The following is an 18,236-nucleotide window of genomic DNA, read 5'->3' as shown; positions in this document are numbered from 1 at the left end:
AATATGTCTTTTAATTAGTGTATAAGACCTAAATAATAAGTTTTCATGAGATAGGATATAAACTCATTTCATATAGAGTGAAACAGGATATAAACATATCTAAGTTTTTCTGGAATTCGAAAACATTACAATAGAATTATCCAAGATCACAGAAATTTTAAAATTTGTGAGTCACCTAAGAGTAAAAATCAAACCTTACTATTAATATAATAAATTTTATTGACTGAGAAGTATTTTTATAAAGTAAATTCTCTTGCTTGGTTCAGTATAATTTTTCACAATTAGATCGAGATATTGATAATTATCTTAATATTTACTACTGTAGTAAATTGATTTATTTAATGAAACTTTGAAATAAGCTTTATAAGTCAATGAGCTTATAGCAATTCAATTTAAGTCTTGATTTATATCCTAATAAAATAGTGTTATTTATTCTTTATTTTATCTCAGTATCTTTGATGCAAATTTACTTTAATTATTTAAATAATTTGATTTTGTTTTAAATCATTTAGTTACAAAAAAATACAAAATCATATTCCTCATTTAATGGTATTTAGTTAAGATCATCTATTAGCAACAAGTAAATTTTATAAAATAAAATTTACTTGTTGCTAATAAATCATTGATTTTCCTATTCAATTGGTATATTGCTTATACTATTTAGCGATTGGTTAATTACTGGCTCAATAATTTAGTATGTCCCATTGTGATAAACGAATTTCTGTAACTTCCTATTCCCTACCAAATCTACTGGAAATACTACAAGGTTTGATTTGATTCCATACAACCCAGCCTTGAGTTCCATTATTCAATCTAACCTTAACAAAATCGCCTTCTATTTTTATAAAGACAACAACTTCTCCCTTATTTAAGTGTTGAAAAGCATGAGAGTTTCTTTGGGGTTGAACATGTAATTCAGCAGAATCCCGGCCACGTGTAGGTGCTACTTCACGACAGTATAAGGATGTTTGGGAAATATAATTATTTTGTTCTAGATTAGCTGCAACTCGATTTTCAGGTTTAAATAAAAGTAAGCCTGTGATTGTAGTGAAAAAGCCAACTATTCCAACTCCAATAGTTAAGCATAACCTGCTATTCAGTGAGAATGTAGGAGTAATGGTAGTTGGTATAAATGGAACTGATTTAGGTATAGTTTCTTCCTGAAGTTTAGGTATAGTTTCTTCCTGAAGTTTAGGCATAGTTTCTTTCTGAAGCGCAGATGCCGGTGTTATTTGCTTTGACTGTCTTGCTGGTTGCTGCCACCTCATTGTCTTTAGTATTGGTTCCTGGAATTTAGTCTCATGGCTACTCATGTACTCCATAGGTGTATATCCAGCAGGGTAATCCTTACAAGTAATATTAGTAATAGTAAATACTTGTTGCCCTAACCTCAGATAACTACCGCGTGTCAGGGGCATTTCCCCTGCTAAGAGCAATTGCCCATCCACTATAGGGGGATTTTGCTGCCGGAGATTTCGTAAGTAAAATCTTTGTTTTTGAGGATGAAAGAAAATCTCAACATGCAATCCAGATATGGTTGCATCTAAGAGCACTATATCACATTGTTCTGGGTCTCTACCAATACGAATTCTCCCGGGGTTCTTACTATGTTGGTGTTCTAATATCTTTCGTATTTTGATTTCCTCATCCTGTTCCCACTCTAAAGTTAACTCGTGCAGGGAATTTGTTTCTAAGGTTGATTGAAGAATTGGTAGGCCCATTTTAGAAGTTTGTACTAGTTTTTCTAGTGCTTCTAGTACTTCCGCGGTAGTTTGATAGCGATCTTTAAAATGGTAGCGCGTCATCTTGGTAAGAATATCGGCAAACTCCGAACTGATAAAAACTAAATGTTGCCATAAAATTTCCCCTGTGTGTGGATCATCCTGGAGCTTATGAGGTTGAACACCTGTTAAGGACTGAATCGCCATCATTCCCACAGCATAAATATCACTACTAGGACGGGGAAACCTGCAGATATGTTCAGATGGCATATAACCAGGAGTTCCAACTGTTATTGTTACGTTATGATTTTTGGAAGAGGGAAGTATAATTTTTTGACTAGCCCCCCTAGTTAACATTGTGGTCTGACTATGTATTTGTTTGATTGAGCCAAAATCAATCAACGTCAATCTATGATCTAAGGTATTTCTAATTAAATTATCCGGTTTGATATCTCGATGAATTACTCCTTGGGAATGAACAAATTGCAAAACTTTTAATACTTCAATTAACATCTGGACAACTTGGGTTTCAGTCCATTTTTTCCCTGGGGGTAATTCTTTACTTAGAGAATGACCATGAATAAACTCTTGTACCAAATAAAATTCGTGATTTTCTTCGAAATAAGCCAACAACCTAGGGATTTGATCATGACTACCCAACTTTTGTAAGGTTTCTGCCTCTTTACAGAATAAATTTCTTGCTGCTTCTAAAACCTGCAGGTCGGTACTAGTAGGTTTGAGATGTTTTAGTACACACTTAGGCTTACCAGGAAGATGAATATCTTCTACAATGTAGGTTTGTCCAAAACCTCCCTCACCCAAAACTTTAAGGACTTTGTAGTGTCCTGCTAGTAACTGACCGATCATATGTTGATGGTGATATAAAAAATTAAATTACTTTTACGCTTCCCTGTATACCCCAATTAACCCCTGATTTTTATAAAAATTCTTTGAAATTTGATTATTATCTTGCAAAAATGGGGCTACCAAATAATCCTAACAATACATCTGCTTCTGATATTACCAGAAGTCCATTAGTTGAAATATATACATACAGAAAATTTCCCCGGTAATACATAAATAACAAATAGAATCATTCAATGTTGCCAGTTTGGCATATTTTTTATTAAAATACATGTACTTTTAACTGACATTTAGATTAAATATTAAAACTTACATGTTCGGATATTGACAAGAGTGAAGACCTCTATTGGAGATTAACATTAATATGTATGGAGTAACAGTTGAATCTAAAGCTCGACAGTGGGAAATTCAAACAGTTAATGATAAATTGACCAGCACAGGTGATTATTGGGTAAAAGGAGACTATCTATAAATTAAAAGGTTAAGTATTTAAAATGCCATGGAAGAAATAGATAAACTTAATGAAAGTGAATATATGTATAGGTAAGATATTATCAGGGTAATTATTAGGAGATACAATAAACATAGTAAGGGTAAGAACTAATAAGAAATAGAATAAGGTAAAACACTAAAATAGTGGCTGTTACAATAATAAATGTACCCGAAAAAACTAGATGAGCTGTATCAAAATAGATAAATTTGAAATATATTAATACCGAAAATACATAAGTCTTGTAGGCAAAATGAATTGACTTACGAATTGATAAAAATTAAAACATAGTATGTAGTACGTTTGCGGTGACAACAGAAATTGTGGACTGTCAGTTTACTTATTACTTACTCAGACTGTGGGAAGAAAAATGTAGATTGTTAACGAAAACACTACCGGGAGTAATACTTAAAGCCTTAGTGGGGTGAATATATAAACTATGAAAATTTATCTTCCAAGCAATAATCGCCATTATAAAAAATAGGTGGTGTGTGAATTAGCCTGGAAACATTAGCATTAGTAAATAATAATGCTAATGTCGATTTAACTTATTAGACTCAGTCATCCTGCATATAAATCAATCCAGTTAATTAAAAGGAAAAAGTAATACTTGTGAATTTTTACTAGTACAAATTTCAATTAGTTTAAAAATGATGTTAATCACATCACACAAAACTGGAATCTATTCAGGGTTGAAGTGCAATTATACGCAAGTTCTTTGAGCTAAGAGTAAAAAAAATCATAGCTAATATGATAATTCTAGTATACACAGATGATAAGACATAAGTTTAAGAGGCTAGAATGTACTATTTCTCTGCTGTAATCGACTACATAGGAAGCTTTCATATGCTTTTATGGTCTAATTACTTTACAGGTTTTTCTTCTCTAATCCCTAAAGCCTAAAAGTTAATATTTGGTATCTTGCCTAATTATTTGTAGTGGCTTTACACTAAGTAAGTTACTCGTAATTTTTACAAATTTTGTAATGGGCTATTTACTTACTAATTGACAAGAGGAAATAAAGTTCTTTTATTATTTCATTCACTGAGATACTATTCCCTATTTTGTGTGGGCAGATTAGAAAAATATCTAACCTCTTTTACCTGCTGAATATTGCTGTAATATTTGTTTTAAGTACTTACCTGTATAAGATTGAGGATGTGCAGCCACCTCTTCTGGTGTACCCACAGCTACTACTTTACCTCCTCTGTCTCCACCTTCAGGCCCCAAATCAATTATCCAGTCAGCACAACGAATAACATCTAAATTGTGTTCAATTACCAAAATAGAGTTACCCTTATCAACTAGTTTCTGCAAAATATCTAATAGTTTATGTGTATCGTAAAATGATAATCCGGTGGTAGGTTCATCAATTAAATATAGGGTCTTTCCTGTCGCACGACGGGATAATTCCGTGGCTAGTTTTACCCGCTGTGCCTCACCACCGGATAGAAGGGTTGCTGGTTGTCCTAACTCAACATAACCTAAACCGACATCAACTAGAGTTTGTAGTTTTTTCACCGCTTTAGGGATATTTTTGCAAAATTCTAAAGCCTCTTCCACTGTCATATGTAGTACATCAGCAATAGATTTACCCTTATATTTAACTTGTAAAGTTTCCCGGTTATATCTAGCACCCTTACAGACCTCGCACTGAATATAAATATTGGGCAGGAAATTCATCTCAATTATATTCACCCCCTGACCACTACAGGCTTCACAACGTCCACCTTTAACATTAAAGGAAAACTGCCCTTGCTTATAACCTCGCGCTTTTGCTTCTATGGTTTGGGCAAAAACTTCCCTTATCGCCTCAAATACTCCTGTGTAAGTTGCAGGATTAGAACGTGGAGTTCTACCAATAGGAGATTGATCTATTACGATTGCTTTGTCCACTGCGCCTAATCCTTGAATGCGATCAACTTCTTTAGGTGAGGGAATTCTTTTCAGTAAGTGGTGTTGTAAAGCTGGGTAGAGTAGCTCATTAATTAATGTAGACTTACCTGAGCCAGATACTCCAGTAACGGTAACAAATTTACCTAAGGGAATACTGACATTAATATTTTTTAGGTTGTTACGATGAGCATTTTCAATAATTAAATTAATGCCATTTCCTTCTCTCCTATGAGTAGGAGTAGTTATCATCCTACGTCCAGAAAGATAAGCACCTGTCAGGGAATTTTCTGCTCTTAGTAATGTCTGTATATTTCCTGCAGCCACAACATTTCCCCCATATACTCCTGCACGTGGGCCAATATCTACTATATAATCAGCAGCACGGATAGTTTCTTCATCATGCTCTACCACAATTAAGGTATTACCTAAGTTTTTCAACCTAGTGAGAGTTTGCAATAATTTTCCATTATCTCGTTGATGCAAACCGATGCTGGGCTCATCTAACACATACAATACCCCTGTTAAACCAGAACCAATTTGGGTAGCTAAACGAATGCGCTGGGCTTCTCCCCCAGAAAGGGTCATTGCTGGACGGCCTAAAGTCAGGTAGTCTAAACCAACATCTAGGAGAAATTGCAAACGGGCACCAATTTCTCTTAATATCAAATCGGCAATCTGCATTTGCCGGGGACTAAGTTCCAAATTATTAATCATTTTTTGACAATCCCGAATGGGTACCCCTGTCAAATCTGAAATTCTATGTTTTCCTACCCTTACTGCTAAAGCTTCTGGTTTTAAACGTTTGCCATGACATGCTGGGCAAGGTTGATCGATTAGATATTGTTCCAGTTTTTGCCTAATCAACTCCGAACCAGAATCGTATTGCTTTTGTAGTATTGGTAATACCCCTTTGAATAATTGTTTTCCCTCTTTTGGAGTATCATTTTCGCCATATAAAATAACTTGTTTCTGCTCAGGAGTTAAATGCTTCCACTGCGTCTGTAACTCAAATTTATAAGTTTGACCCAAGGCATAAAATAACTCTAAGTAGTAGGTGTTTTCTTTTTCTGACCAAGGAGCAATTGAAGCATATACAGGTAAGTCTGGATCTGGTATGACTAATTCCGGAGAAAATCTACGTAACAAACCAATACCATGACAATTTTGGCAGGCACCATAGGGAGAATTGAAAGAAAATAATCGTGGTGATAATTCTTCCATTACTGCCCCATGTTCAGGACAGGCAAAATTCTCCGAAAATACCAACTCTGGGTGTGCCTCTTTATCCTTATTACCAGTGACAAAATCAATCAAAGCAATACCACCTGATTGCTTTAAACAGGTGGTAAGAGAATCTACCAACCGCTCCTGAATCCCATCTTTTTTAACCAACCGGTCAATTACTACTTCAATAGAGTGTTTAACATTTTTATCCAGTTTAATGGAATCAGATAATTCCCGTATTTCTCCATCAATACGTACTCTGACAAAACCTTGAGAAGATAAACTAGACAATAATTTTTTATGAGTTCCCTTCTTTCCTCTTACTACTGGTGCAAGAATTTGAAACCGGGTATTATCCGGTAAGTCCAAAATACGATCACACATTTGATCAATAGTTTGAGGTGTAATAGGGTGATCACATATGGGACAATGTGGTTCCCCTGCACGTCCAAATAATAAACGCAAATAGTCATAAACTTCCGTTACTGTACCTACTGTGGAACGGGGGTTATGGGAAGTGGACTTCTGATCAATAGAAATTGCAGGACTTAAACCCTCAATGGCCTCTACATCTGGTTTATCCATTTGTCCTAAAAACTGTCTTGCATAGGCACTCAATGATTCTACATAGCGCCGTTGCCCTTCTGCAAAAATCGTGTCAAATGCAAGAGAAGACTTACCGGAACCAGACACTCCAGTAAATACAATCAAGTTATCACGAGGTAATTCTAAATCAATATTCTTAAGATTATGCTGCCTCGCTCCCCGAATACAAATCTTATTTTGATTGTCGTGGAAGTGAGATATGTCTTTACTGAAGGGTGAGACTAGCTTGGGTTCTGACATATTGACAAAGCTAAATGGGAGCAGGAAATAATTCTTAATGGTACAGCATTCCTGTTTTATCTAGAATAGCTGCATTGATCTAATTAGAGAATTACTTTCATGTGGGCAATTTTCCAATTTGCGTGAACACACAATATTGTCTATTCACTCCATACCCCATTCATGAGATTTCCAATAATACTTAATATCTGGTCCAGAGGGAATAATTCCACCAGGGTTGAGTGGAAATAAATTGCCGTAATAGTCCCGCTTGATACTTTCTAAATCACAGGTATTGGCTACTCCAGGTAATTGGTATAAATCCCGCAGGTAAACACTCAAATTTTTGTAATCTTGAATACGGCGACGGTTACATTTGAATAAGCCATAATAAACCATATCAAAACGAAACAAGGTAGTAAACAAACGCACATCTGCCAAAGTTAATTTTTCTCCGCAGAGATATTGATTATTCTCTAAAACTGCATCAATTTTATCTAATACTGCAAATAAATCCTGACAAGCTTTATCGTAAGACGACTGAGTTTGAGCAAAACCACAATTATATACCCCATTATTCACTGCACTGTATATTGTCTTATTCCATATATTTATTTCATATCTGAGTTCTTCCGGGTACAAATCTAATTTGGGATTGGCAGCAAATTTATTGAATTGGGAATTTAAAATAACAATTATTTCTGCACTTTCATTATTAACAATCGTATGGGTTTGCCTATCCCACAAAACTGGGACCGTGCAACGCCCTCTATATCCAGGTTTTGATAAACTATAAAGTTCTGGGAGGGTCCGACAACCTTCTGATTCTTGATTCATTACCCATATTCCTTTATCCCCTAGGGGAGAACAAATAATAATAGAGATTACATCTTGTAAACCCTTAAGTGACCTTACAACTAAAGTCCGGTGTGCCCAAGGACATGCAAATCCAACGTAAAGATCGTAACGCCCAGGTGCTGGTGTATATGGATTGTCTGGCTCTGTACCAATAAAATTATGAAACTGTGTTGTGGGACGAATGTATTTTCCCGATTCGCTTCGGGGTGCAAGGTTAGACATCATAATTTGCCATATGGTTGTCCAGATAAGTTTGACAATACGGATGATGAAGCCGGAGGGAATAGATTTACTATTGTTTTGATTTTTATTTTCTGCCATGCAATTTGAGGTTTTATATTTGCTGCCTTAAATACCTAATTTGTCTTGTCCTAATTTCTAGAAAGTACGAGCTGATGAAGTCATATTGCAGTTACTTTATATCATTTCCAATCCTGTAGTAAGGTTAATTTTACAGATTATGACTGGAACAACAGACATAATGATTTCTCTCTCTATCTAGCAGTTGCTAATTTTATATATGAACCCCACACAATCAATATTACAGGATAAATTTCAACAGGCTTTAGCTGCGGCTTTTGGTCAAGACTATGATGGCATTGATCCAATTTTGGTTGCTGCTAGTAACCCAAAATTTGGCGATTATCAGTCCAATATTTCCTTATCACTGGCAAAAAAAATTGGGCAACAACCAAGGGCGATTGCTACTGCTATTATAGAAAGCCTAAATGTATCTGATATCTGTGAATCACCAGAAATAGCTGGTTCTGGTTTTATTAATTTGCGCTTGAAAACAGCATATGTAGAACAGCAAATTAATATTATGCAAGCTGATTCTCGTTTGGGGGTTCCCCTAACAAATAAACCTCAATTGGAAATAGTAGATTTTTCTAGTCCCAATATAGCTAAGGAAATGCATGTCGGACATTTGCGTTCAACTATAATTGGCGATTGTATTGCTAGGGTTTTAGAATTTCGTGGTCATAATGTCTTAAGGCTAAACCATGTAGGTGATTGGGGTACACAATTTGGTATGTTAATTACCTATTTAAGGGAAAAATATCCAGAAGCCCTCACTACTGAAAATGCATTAGATATAGGCGATTTAGTATCTTTTTATAAAAAAGCCAAACAGCGTTTTGATACTGACGAAGACTTCCAGAAATCAGCACGCCATGAAGTATTAAAGTTACAAGCAGGAGAAAAAAATACAAATCATGCTTGGAAATTACTTTGCGAGCAGTCTCGTCAGGAGTTTAAAGTTATTTATAATTTACTAGATATTCAACTTCAAGAAAGAGGAGAATCCTTCTATAATTCATTTCTGCCAGCGGTAGTATTAGATTTGGAAGCGTCTCAGTTATTAGAATTAAACCAAGGAGCAAATGTTGTCTTTTTAGAAGGTTTTACTAATCGGCAGGGGGAACCTTTGCCATTAATTATTCAGAAATCTGATGGTGGTTATAACTATGCAACTACTGATCTAGCTGCTGTGCGTTACCGCATTCAATTAGATAAAGCTAAACGTATTATTTATGTTACAGACTCAGGACAGGCAAATCATTTTGCCGGGGTATTTCAGGTAGCACGTAGAGCAGGATGGGTTCCTGATGATGTAGAGTTAGTTCATGTTCCCTTTGGTTTGGTATTAGGAAAAGACGGCAAAAAGCTTAAAACCCGTTCTGGTGATACAGTGAGGTTGCGGGATTTAATTGATGAGGCTGTAAATCATGCTCGGGAAGACTTGGATGCCAGACTAAAAGAAGAACAGAGGGAAGAAAGTGCGGAATTTGTAATTAATGTCTCCCTAGTAGTAGGTATAAGTGCAGTGAAGTATGCAGATTTAAGCCAAAACCGAACTAGCAGTTATAAGTTTAGTTTTGACAATATGCTTTCCCTAAAGGGAAATACTGCTCCTTATATGCTTTATGCATATGTACGAATCCGAGGAATTGCCCGTTCTGGCAAGATTAATTTCACTCAGTTGGGAGATACTAAAATCATATTGAAGGAGGACTTAGAATTAGCTCTGGCAAAGCATTTATTACAGCTAGGTGAGGTTATTAATGTAGTGGAAACAGAATTATTACCCCATCGTTTATGTGATTATTTGTATCAACTAAGCGATAAATTCAATAAATTCTATGAGAATTGTCCAGTATTGAAATCAGAAGCAACCATACGCAATTCTCGGTTGGCGTTGTGTGATGTTACTGCACGGGTGTTAAAGTTAGGATTGTCTTTGCTAGGTATTCCTGTTTTGGAAAGGATGTAGAATAAAATCTAAACAAGAAGTTGAAAATACTGATAAACATATTAGATGATACTAAATGAAATGCTATAACATATAGTGACATCTAGTTGGATAATAATTTTGCTCAACGGTTAAATATTTTAAATATCTCCTCAAACAACGACAACATGCTTCCAAACTATGAATAATCATATGGCTCGAAATCAATCCTTAGCAAATATAACTATATTATTATCATTCAACTAAAAACAGTATGGCTAGGTATTAAAATCATTGAGAAGTAGGGAACATTATCAGGGTTTACTTCTTTTATGGGTATTATCTTTTGACTGGACATTGTGGCATATTCAATGAATTTTGCCTTTTCCATTAATCTCAATTGCTGCAATACATTACATACCTTACAAAAGTGTCTACCTATTTTGATAATCACTGCTGCATCTGCTAATGCTAATCTGGATGCCAGAACTTCCGGTGGTAGAATTGCTGATAACACCAAAAATATGTCATTGCTACAAGACAAAGGTATACCCAATGCTGATGCACTCGCCATTATAGAAGAAACTCCCGGCACTACAGTTGTGGGAAATTTATCTGCCAGCCTAATATATAAATAGATGAAAGTCCCGAAAAAAAATGGATTTCCCTCACACAGAATGGCCACACTTTTGCCTTGAGATAAGTAAGCCACAAGTTTATTTGCGGCTTTGTCATAATAAGGTTGAGAAGATTCTGTCAACTTAAAAGGTAATAGTATGGGTACTTCAATTTGATTGCCCCTTAAGTATTGTTCTACAATTGAATAAGCTAGGGATCGTTTTTCTGCTGAAATCGGGTAGGCGATAACCGGAACAGATTTTAGTATACGCAGCGCCTTAAGGGTAAGTAGTTCCGGATCTCCAGGACCAATGCCTAAACCATATAGATGACCTGTTCTATATGACATTTATATGTCTTCTCCCTTTGCAAGTGCGTTGATAGCTGCTACTGTAATTGCGCTTCCTCCCCGACGACCATGTAATGTAATAAATGGAATATTGTGGGTGCTGGCTGCAAGAGCAGCTTTAGAGTTGGCTGCACCCACAAAACCCACAGGGAAACCAAGGATTATAGATGGTTTCGGCATTCCTTGATCCAGCATTTCTAGTAGACGAAACAGTGCTGTAGGGGCATTACCAATAGCAACCACAGCTCCTTCTATGTAGGGTATCCATAAGCTTAGAGCTGCTGCTGTGCGAGTATTACCTATTTGTTTAGCAATATCTTTTACTTCTGGTTCATTGAGGGTGCAGATAATCGGATTCTTGGCATGTAATTTTGTTCTTGATATTCCTGCTGCAACCATTTGAGTGTCACATAAAATGGGTTTCCCTGCTGCTAGTACTTCCCTACCCACTGCAACCAAGTTTTCATGAGCAGAAATATCAGCAACAATATCTGTCATACCGCAAGCATGAATTAGACGCATGACCAACACCACTAGATCCGGTCGTAAATGATCTAAATTCATCTCCGATTTAATAATTTCAAAAGAGCGCCTGTATATGTCACTACTGTCATGAATATAATTCATTCTGGCTTGGGAATTGTAACCGTATTTTACGTTTAGTGTAATCCTCGTTGGAATTATACCAGACTGGCAGTTATTCGTAACTAAAGACATTAAACAAGTAACATATGGCTTTTAGAAAATTATCAAAACTTCCAGAAATTAGATTTATTGATAAAAATGATACTTGACAATTTTCTTGGCATTTTGAAACACATGCTCAAGAGAAGAAATGGTCTCTATCGTTGAAGTTTTTCTATGTAGCAAACTCACTGACAAAAAATGGGGAAAATCATCCTTGTCTGTAAAGGATTGTGTTGTACTATTTTGGTTTTTCTACGATAGCTCAAATAATGGTATATTTACTTGATAATCTTTTGAAAAAGATTATCAAGTAAATATAAAAAAAACTACATCAGCCTAATTGATTAGTAAGAATTCTTTTATCAAATTGGAAAGCAAACATAGTAATTAGAAATATTTTGTAGGTTCCAAGTATTTCCCTAAAATGGAATGATTTATATAGGGTTTGAGAAACGGTTTGTTTTAGTTTTTATCCCTAGGTAAGAGGCTTTACTATATCTATTAGCAAAGAGATCCCATTATTTGATTTTTATCCCTTCATTTGATAGTTGAGTAGGTTTTAGTAAATTTAAAATAGGATAAGATTGAGGTCCATTCAACTAACCACTAATATGGGTTTAAGTGTGCATATGCACAGGAGATAAAGAGTTGAAAAATAGGTATCTTGATGGGCAAATGGCTTTCGGTAGTCGGAATTGGTGAGGATGGGTTCTCTAGTTTAACTCCTATTGCTATTGCTTTGGTGAACCAAGCAAAAGTATTAGTAGGTGGAGAACGTCACTTGGAGATGCTTCCAAAAACTGATGTTCGTCCAAAACTTGTTTGGGCTTCTCCAATTGGAGAAACCATAGCAACTATTATGAGCATGCGGGGACAGTCAGTTTGTGTGTTAGCCAGTGGTGATCCCATGTTTTATGGTGTTGGAGTTACTCTGAGACGGAAAATCCCTTTGGAGGAGATGACTATTATACCTACACTTGGTACTCTTAGTTTGGCTTGTGCCAGAGTGGGTTGGTCATTCCAGGAAGTCGAAACCCTTAGTTTGTGTGGTCGTCCAGTAGAATTATTATCTGCTTATGTTTACAATCATGCAAAATTACTTATCCTCAGTGCTGATAAAAATACCCCCTCTCAAGTTGCCGCGATTCTGCAATCATCAGGGTATGGTAAAAGTAAGTTAATCATTCTTGAACGCATGGGTGGGAACCAAGAAAGAATAATTACAAGTATGGCGAATTCCTGGAATCACACGGAAATTGCAGATTTAAACACCATTGCAGTGGAATGTGTTGCTGACAAAGGAATTACAGCTTTGTCCCGAGTGTCTAGTCTACCTGATAACGCTTACCACCATGATGGACAAATCACTAAAAAAGAAATTCGATCTATTACCTTGGCTGCATTAGCACCATTACCCGGACAATTATTATGGGATGTGGGTGCGGGATGTGGCTCTGTTGGTATTGAGTGGATGCGAACCCACGATCATTGTCGAACCATTGCAATTGAACAAGATGCATCTAGATTAAAATATATAGCAGACAATGCTTCTTCTTTAGGAACTCCCCAATTAAGAATTATATTTGGCAAAGCACCCCTAGCACTACAAAATTTACTGACTCCAAATGTGATATTTATTGGTGGTGGTATAACCAATAAGGGGTTACTAGAAACTTGTTGGCAAGCCTTACCTCCTGGTGGGAAGCTAGTCACCAATGTAGTAACAGTAGAAGGGGAAATGAAAATATTTGATTGGTATAAACAATTGGGCGGTAATTTAACTAGAATAGCTGTTCAAAAGGCAGAACCCATAGGTAATTTTTGGGGATGGAAAGCCATAGCCCCTATAACCCAATGGGTAGTAGTTAAGCCGAATTAATGAATCTATACAAAAGTGCAGATGATTCTGGTATCTATAATATCCCAACTATTAAGCCCTCAGCTTTAATAGTTGGGATATTGGGTAGAGTCTTTCCAGTTTGATAGGTAGGATATTTCCAATACTATTCTATTTTCCAAATAACTCCAAAACTACATAGTGTTTTGGAATTGGGTGCCGAATTCTTAACTCAAATTAGATTATTATACTCGTTTATAGCCTGATAAAGCTGTGGAGAAGCTGGTATCACCCTTGGATTTCTATGTATAAACTTTCAGTGACAGAAGTGTTTGCTCAGCCCGAGGAAGATGTATTATATAATAATAATTTAGCGTATATTTAGATTTAGTAGTCAAAATACAGAAACTCAATCATATGTATTTTTAATATACAGGCAGATTTTAACATGTAGACGAAATTTACTGTCAATGTACTCATAGCAACTATACAGACTTATCTGAATCAAGGATCTCTTATGTATAGCACTAAATTACAAGTAGCGAAAAAGTCATTATTAACAAGCTTAATATTCCAATAGTATATCTAACATTATTTGTAAGTTTATCTTACTATGGCAATCATTAAATCTGTTGTGCATGCTCTCTGTTTATATTTAAACTCCCAAAGGCTATATCTAAGTATTTAAACTGTATTATATATTCAATTGTCAGCTCATAATTTGTTGGATAACCATGCCATTGCACCCCCTACATCTGTAACCTTTTCCCCTTTTGGCATTTGAGGACGCCGTATCATTATAACTTTAATTCCTAATTTTGCAGCGGATAAAATCTTGCTATAAGTGGCATTACCACCACTATTTTTACTCACTATTGTGTCGATTTGATAGTCGATTAAGAGTTGTTTTTCTGATAACATGTCAAAGGGACCTTTCGATACAAGTAATTTACCCATTGGTATAACTGTGTCTTTTGCAACTCCCTCAACTACTCGCATTAAAAACCATATATGTGGTAGACAAGAAAATACTTCTAATTGCTGCTTACCAATAGCCAAAAAAACTCGCTTTGATCGTTCTTTTACTAAATTAATAGCTGCAATTTCAAAACTATCTACTTCAATCCAATTATTGGTAATATTTTCCCATTGAGGTCTAACTAACATTAATCTGGATAATCCCAACTTCTGGGCAGCATTAGCTACATTTGAAGATATCTGTATACTGAATGGATGAGTTGCATCAATTAGAAAATCAATAGCCTCATTATGTAAATATTTGATTAACCCATCAGTACCACCAAAACCACCTTTTATCAGGGTAATAGGTATACTTCCATAATTATGAGTACAACCAGCTAAAGATAAGATTACTTTTAAATTTGGTAAGTTAACAACTTGTCTCACTAACTGATTAGCCTCATTAGTGCCACCTAATATTAATAATTTTCTATATGCCATTGCGACTATATTCAACTAAGGAAAATGTTAATTCATTGACTCTGATAAACTTCTATAAATATCCTTTGATAAGCTGATCTTAGGCTAAATAATCAAAGATAAACTTCTCATTAAATTTTCTGCATGATATAAATCTATTCTATATTAGAGTACGAAAAATATTCTATAATCTCTTCATTAGTAATACTTTGAGTAATAATTCCTCTTTTCCTATCAACCAAAATAACTCTAATAGTTAAGTCCATATTTGTATATTTTTTTACATATTTTTTGGATCTATCACTAATTTTTAGTGATAGATAGCTAAATACTGAACTTGCTAATCCTAGTTCAACTAGGATTCTGTAAGCATTATCTGCAGTTTTACTTTGTAAAACTGCAGATAATGCATTCATATTACCTCCTACCTCTGCAACCGCAGCAGCGATAATTTCTAACTTTCCATCTGCTAGATGACTTGATGTATTAAAAATTCCACCTGCTAATTTTATTAATTTTCCTTGATATCCCAACAGTAAAATAGACTTTGCCTTATTTAAGGCTGCCTCTACCAACAAAGTGCCTAACCAGTTTCCTGTTTGTACAATTAAATCTTCTGGAATTTTTAGTTGTTGGGCTACAGAATAACCATTACTACCAAGGCAAAAGACCAAATGCGGATAAATTTGTGCCTTTTCTTGCAATGTTTTACGTAGCTCAAGTAAGTGATGTTCAGCGCTTAATGGTTGGGAAATCCCACTTGTTCCCAATAAGGATAGGCCTTCTAAAATACCAAAGGCTTCGTTAGATGTCCGTTGTGCTAATTGAATACCTTCAGGAAGAATAATCCGTACAGTAGCAGTTTTATTTTCAGGAATCAGTGGTGATAAGTTAGTTGAAAATAAGCAATGAGCATAGCGATAAATAGCTGGTTCCCCTGCAGCAGTTTTTCCAATACCTTGACCACCTTCAACGATCAGAGCTTGATTTTGAACTTGTCGTGGTGAAAGTTTTACCCAAGACCATATAGGAGTATTCCTGGTTAAGTCTAGATTGTCTCCTGGATCGCTGATAGTAATTGCCAAAGCTGTAACACTATTTATAATTGCTACTTGTTCAATTGGTATATCTGCATTTTCATTCAGTAAATCCAAAGTGACAAAGGATGGGCTTTGTATAATTTTTTGTAGGTGAATCAAGGCTGCTTTTGCTGCAGCAACTGCAAAAACTGGAAGAGTATAACCCGTGCGTGCCATTAAAAAATAGTGGAAATAACTTTAGTGTATAGCCTAGTGAAAAATTATAATATATTGGCAACCTGAGAGAATCATGGTATTTTTCCTATTTAACTAAATATATTCTGTAGGTAAGAGATTATATCAGTTAAAAAGTTTATCCTGATAGTATAAATGCATGAATCTAAAGACATAGTTGTAAGTGCAATGATATTCCAACAGAGAGACTTAATGATGTATTGATATTACAATCCCAACAAAAAAACAAAATTACTGAATTTTCCCCAGGACAAGAGAATTAACATTTGGGTTTGAATTAGTTAGTATATATGGGTTGGCCTGTAGAAGAGATAATTTCTTTGAGAAAAAACTAAGGTATCGTGGATGCAGTTTATTATAAATGAATTTAGGGCTCCAGTGAAAATCCAAAACCTACTACAGACCTATTATATTTTGAATTGATAGTGATATAAAATTCGTTTGAAAGCCAAAATGGGTTGTATTCCTTCAATTTAAACTACGAATTACATTCCACATCTGCGATGAGATTATTGTCCTTGACTAGCTATATCTTTGCTAGAAACTTGCAAACGACTCAAACTAAAATTAACCTGTTAATTTAATAATAATACAGTTACTTATTCTGTGTTTTCTTCTGCATTGTTATGAAAGATAATTAGACAGCTGTTAGGTCCTGGAAATAACTGTCTTAACTATCAACAGGATTCTCCTATAATAAGGCTTTATTTACTCAGTTCTGTTTATTTTCATCATAGAGTATGAAAACTCCCTAACCTCTAACCATATTTTCCAAGCCCTAAACTCATGGGCTGTATTTCATATCTTAATAATATAGTTAACATATACGTAATTATGTTTCATATGTATTAACATCATACAATTACAGACCTGTCAATGGGCAGGAGGAGAATCGAACTCCTATGACCGTAAGGTCGCCACATTTTGAGTGTGGTGCGTCTACCAATTTCGCCACCCGCCCATGAATATTTACTTGTTATGATAACACATTTTATGATTTTGTAATAATCTCTGATATTCTTGACTATTTGCCCAGAGTTCTATTTCTTTTGCTCTTATTACAGGAACTGGATGGGTTAATTGTGCATTAATTAATGTTTTAATCATTTCTCCTAATTTATTATTACTAAGTTCTTCATAATCACAGGCTTGTGCAATAAAAGCATCTACATTTAGTTGTGGAGCAATATACGGGGAACCACCAGCTAACTTCATTAGTGCGGACATAACCACTCTTGGATCTTGGGACACCAATAATGCCGCACGATCACAAGTAAATTCTGCACAACGTAACCATTCTAGAAGTTGGTTCTGAATTACTTGAGCTATTACTTCTCCAATATTTGGTATTGAAGTTACAGCCAGCATCAATAAGTTCACAGGAGTCAGGTAAACACTATGGTCACACTTGAGGTGTCCAAGTTCATGGGCAATTACTGCTTGAATTTCTTCCAACGTGAGCATATCGATTAAAGCAGTATGTACTACTATAAATGGTTGTTTCCCTCGCATAGCAAAGGTATAGGCATTGGGAGTTGGGGAAGAACGGATATACAACCTGGGTATTTGAATATCCAATATTTTACAAGCAGATACTAATAATTCATATATCTGTGGCAACTGCTTCTCTCCTAGAAGAACACTAGAAGAAATATTTTCCACATGAAATACCTGTTCTACAACTGGACCGAGGAAATTACGTATTATAAGATCTGTCCCGGGGATTTTTTTAAGAGCTTGCGTTGCTTTCAAGTCCAGGGGATGACGAAAAGCATCTGCCTTTAGACCAATTAGAGATATTTTGGATGATGACATATTTTGAGGTTATGAGGAACATTCAGTTATATTAGTAGGAGATGGTCATAAAACCAAATCTATACTAGGTTAGTAAAATAAATACTTGAGAAACTTCAGTGTGAA

The 18,236-nt window shown here is 35.4% G+C and carries 10 protein-coding genes and 1 tRNA gene; 2 read left to right on the top strand and 9 right to left on the bottom strand.

Features of this window, described 5'->3' with window-relative positions:
* Positions 1–731: 731 nt before the first annotated feature.
* The 3 genes from RINTHH_RS02825 to RINTHH_RS02815 all read right to left on the bottom strand — a co-directional run bounded on the left by RINTHH_RS02825 (position 732) and on the right by RINTHH_RS02815 (position 8,199).
* On the bottom strand, positions 732–2,588 hold the full coding sequence (locus RINTHH_RS02825) for an FHA domain-containing serine/threonine-protein kinase (RefSeq protein ID WP_008232636.1): 1,857 nt from the start codon (positions 2,586–2,588) through the stop codon (positions 732–734).
* 1,576 nt (positions 2,589–4,164) lie between these two features.
* Complete coding sequence (gene uvrA / locus RINTHH_RS02820; RefSeq protein WP_008232631.1) at positions 4,165–7,041, bottom strand: excinuclease ABC subunit UvrA; 2,877 nt, start codon at positions 7,039–7,041, stop codon at positions 4,165–4,167.
* A gap of 144 nt (positions 7,042–7,185) precedes the next feature.
* The gene (locus RINTHH_RS02815; RefSeq protein WP_044304443.1) at positions 7,186–8,199 is read right to left on the bottom strand and encodes a glutathione S-transferase family protein; all 1,014 of its coding nucleotides are present in this window, start codon (positions 8,197–8,199) and stop codon (positions 7,186–7,188) included.
* Positions 8,200–8,398: 199 nt separating this feature from the next.
* On the opposite strand from RINTHH_RS02815, the gene argS reads away from it, so the two are divergent.
* Positions 8,399–10,153: an arginine--tRNA ligase gene (gene argS, locus RINTHH_RS02810; protein WP_044304441.1), complete on the top strand. Its 1,755-nt coding sequence runs from the start codon at positions 8,399–8,401 to the stop codon at positions 10,151–10,153.
* A 217-nt stretch (positions 10,154–10,370) separates the two neighbouring features.
* Here argS and cobI read toward each other — a convergent pair whose 3' ends face one another.
* On the bottom strand, positions 10,371–11,078 hold the full coding sequence (cobI, locus tag RINTHH_RS02805; RefSeq protein WP_008232628.1) for a precorrin-2 C(20)-methyltransferase: 708 nt from the start codon (positions 11,076–11,078) through the stop codon (positions 10,371–10,373).
* Entirely contained in the window at positions 11,079–11,705 is a 627-nt protein-coding gene (locus RINTHH_RS02800; RefSeq protein WP_044304440.1) for a precorrin-8X methylmutase, read from the bottom strand.
* 727 nt (positions 11,706–12,432) lie between these two features.
* Between RINTHH_RS02800 and cbiE the strand changes: the two genes are divergently transcribed.
* On the top strand, positions 12,433–13,644 hold the full coding sequence (cbiE, locus tag RINTHH_RS02795) for a precorrin-6y C5,15-methyltransferase (decarboxylating) subunit CbiE (protein ID WP_008232624.1): 1,212 nt from the start codon (positions 12,433–12,435) through the stop codon (positions 13,642–13,644).
* A 672-nt stretch (positions 13,645–14,316) separates the two neighbouring features.
* On the opposite strand, the gene RINTHH_RS02790 is transcribed toward cbiE, so the two are convergent.
* The 4 genes from RINTHH_RS02790 to RINTHH_RS02775 all read right to left on the bottom strand — a co-directional run bounded on the left by RINTHH_RS02790 (position 14,317) and on the right by RINTHH_RS02775 (position 18,131).
* The gene (locus RINTHH_RS02790) at positions 14,317–15,063 is read right to left on the bottom strand and encodes a cobalt-precorrin-6A reductase (RefSeq protein ID WP_008232622.1); all 747 of its coding nucleotides are present in this window, start codon (positions 15,061–15,063) and stop codon (positions 14,317–14,319) included.
* 134 nt (positions 15,064–15,197) lie between these two features.
* The gene (cbiD, locus tag RINTHH_RS02785; RefSeq protein WP_044304439.1) at positions 15,198–16,298 is read right to left on the bottom strand and encodes a cobalt-precorrin-5B (C(1))-methyltransferase CbiD; all 1,101 of its coding nucleotides are present in this window, start codon (positions 16,296–16,298) and stop codon (positions 15,198–15,200) included.
* An 895-nt stretch (positions 16,299–17,193) separates the two neighbouring features.
* A tRNA-Leu gene (locus RINTHH_RS02780) sits at positions 17,194–17,277 on the bottom strand.
* An 8-nt stretch (positions 17,278–17,285) separates the two neighbouring features.
* Positions 17,286–18,131: a M48 family metallopeptidase gene (locus RINTHH_RS02775; protein ID WP_008232619.1), complete on the bottom strand. Its 846-nt coding sequence runs from the start codon at positions 18,129–18,131 to the stop codon at positions 17,286–17,288.
* Positions 18,132–18,236 lie beyond the last annotated feature (105 nt).

Source organism: Richelia intracellularis HH01, from assembly GCF_000350105.1.
Taxonomy (GTDB): Bacteria; Cyanobacteriota; Cyanobacteriia; order Cyanobacteriales; family Nostocaceae; genus Richelia; species Richelia intracellularis.
This window is presented reverse-complemented; position numbering and strand designations above follow the sequence as displayed.

Bases quoted from the DNA above. Each gene is read 5' to 3' on its own strand.
- RINTHH_RS02825 (WP_008232636.1), bottom strand. From the start codon at position 2,588: ATGATCGGTCAGTTACTAGCAGGACACTACAAAGTCCTTAAAGTTTTG.
- uvrA (WP_008232631.1), bottom strand. From the start codon at position 7,041: ATGTCAGAACCCAAGCTAGTCTCACCCTTCAGTAAAGACATATCTCAC.
- RINTHH_RS02815 (WP_044304443.1), bottom strand. From the start codon at position 8,199: ATGGCAGAAAATAAAAATCAAAACAATAGTAAATCTATTCCCTCCGGC.
- argS (WP_044304441.1), top strand. From the start codon at position 8,399: ATGAACCCCACACAATCAATATTACAGGATAAATTTCAACAGGCTTTA.
- cobI (WP_008232628.1), bottom strand. From the start codon at position 11,078: ATGTCATATAGAACAGGTCATCTATATGGTTTAGGCATTGGTCCTGGA.
- RINTHH_RS02800 (WP_044304440.1), bottom strand. From the start codon at position 11,705: ATGAATTATATTCATGACAGTAGTGACATATACAGGCGCTCTTTTGAA.
- cbiE (WP_008232624.1), top strand. From the start codon at position 12,433: ATGGGCAAATGGCTTTCGGTAGTCGGAATTGGTGAGGATGGGTTCTCT.
- RINTHH_RS02790 (WP_008232622.1), bottom strand. From the start codon at position 15,063: ATGGCATATAGAAAATTATTAATATTAGGTGGCACTAATGAGGCTAAT.
- cbiD (WP_044304439.1), bottom strand. From the start codon at position 16,298: ATGGCACGCACGGGTTATACTCTTCCAGTTTTTGCAGTTGCTGCAGCA.
- RINTHH_RS02775 (WP_008232619.1), bottom strand. From the start codon at position 18,131: ATGTCATCATCCAAAATATCTCTAATTGGTCTAAAGGCAGATGCTTTT.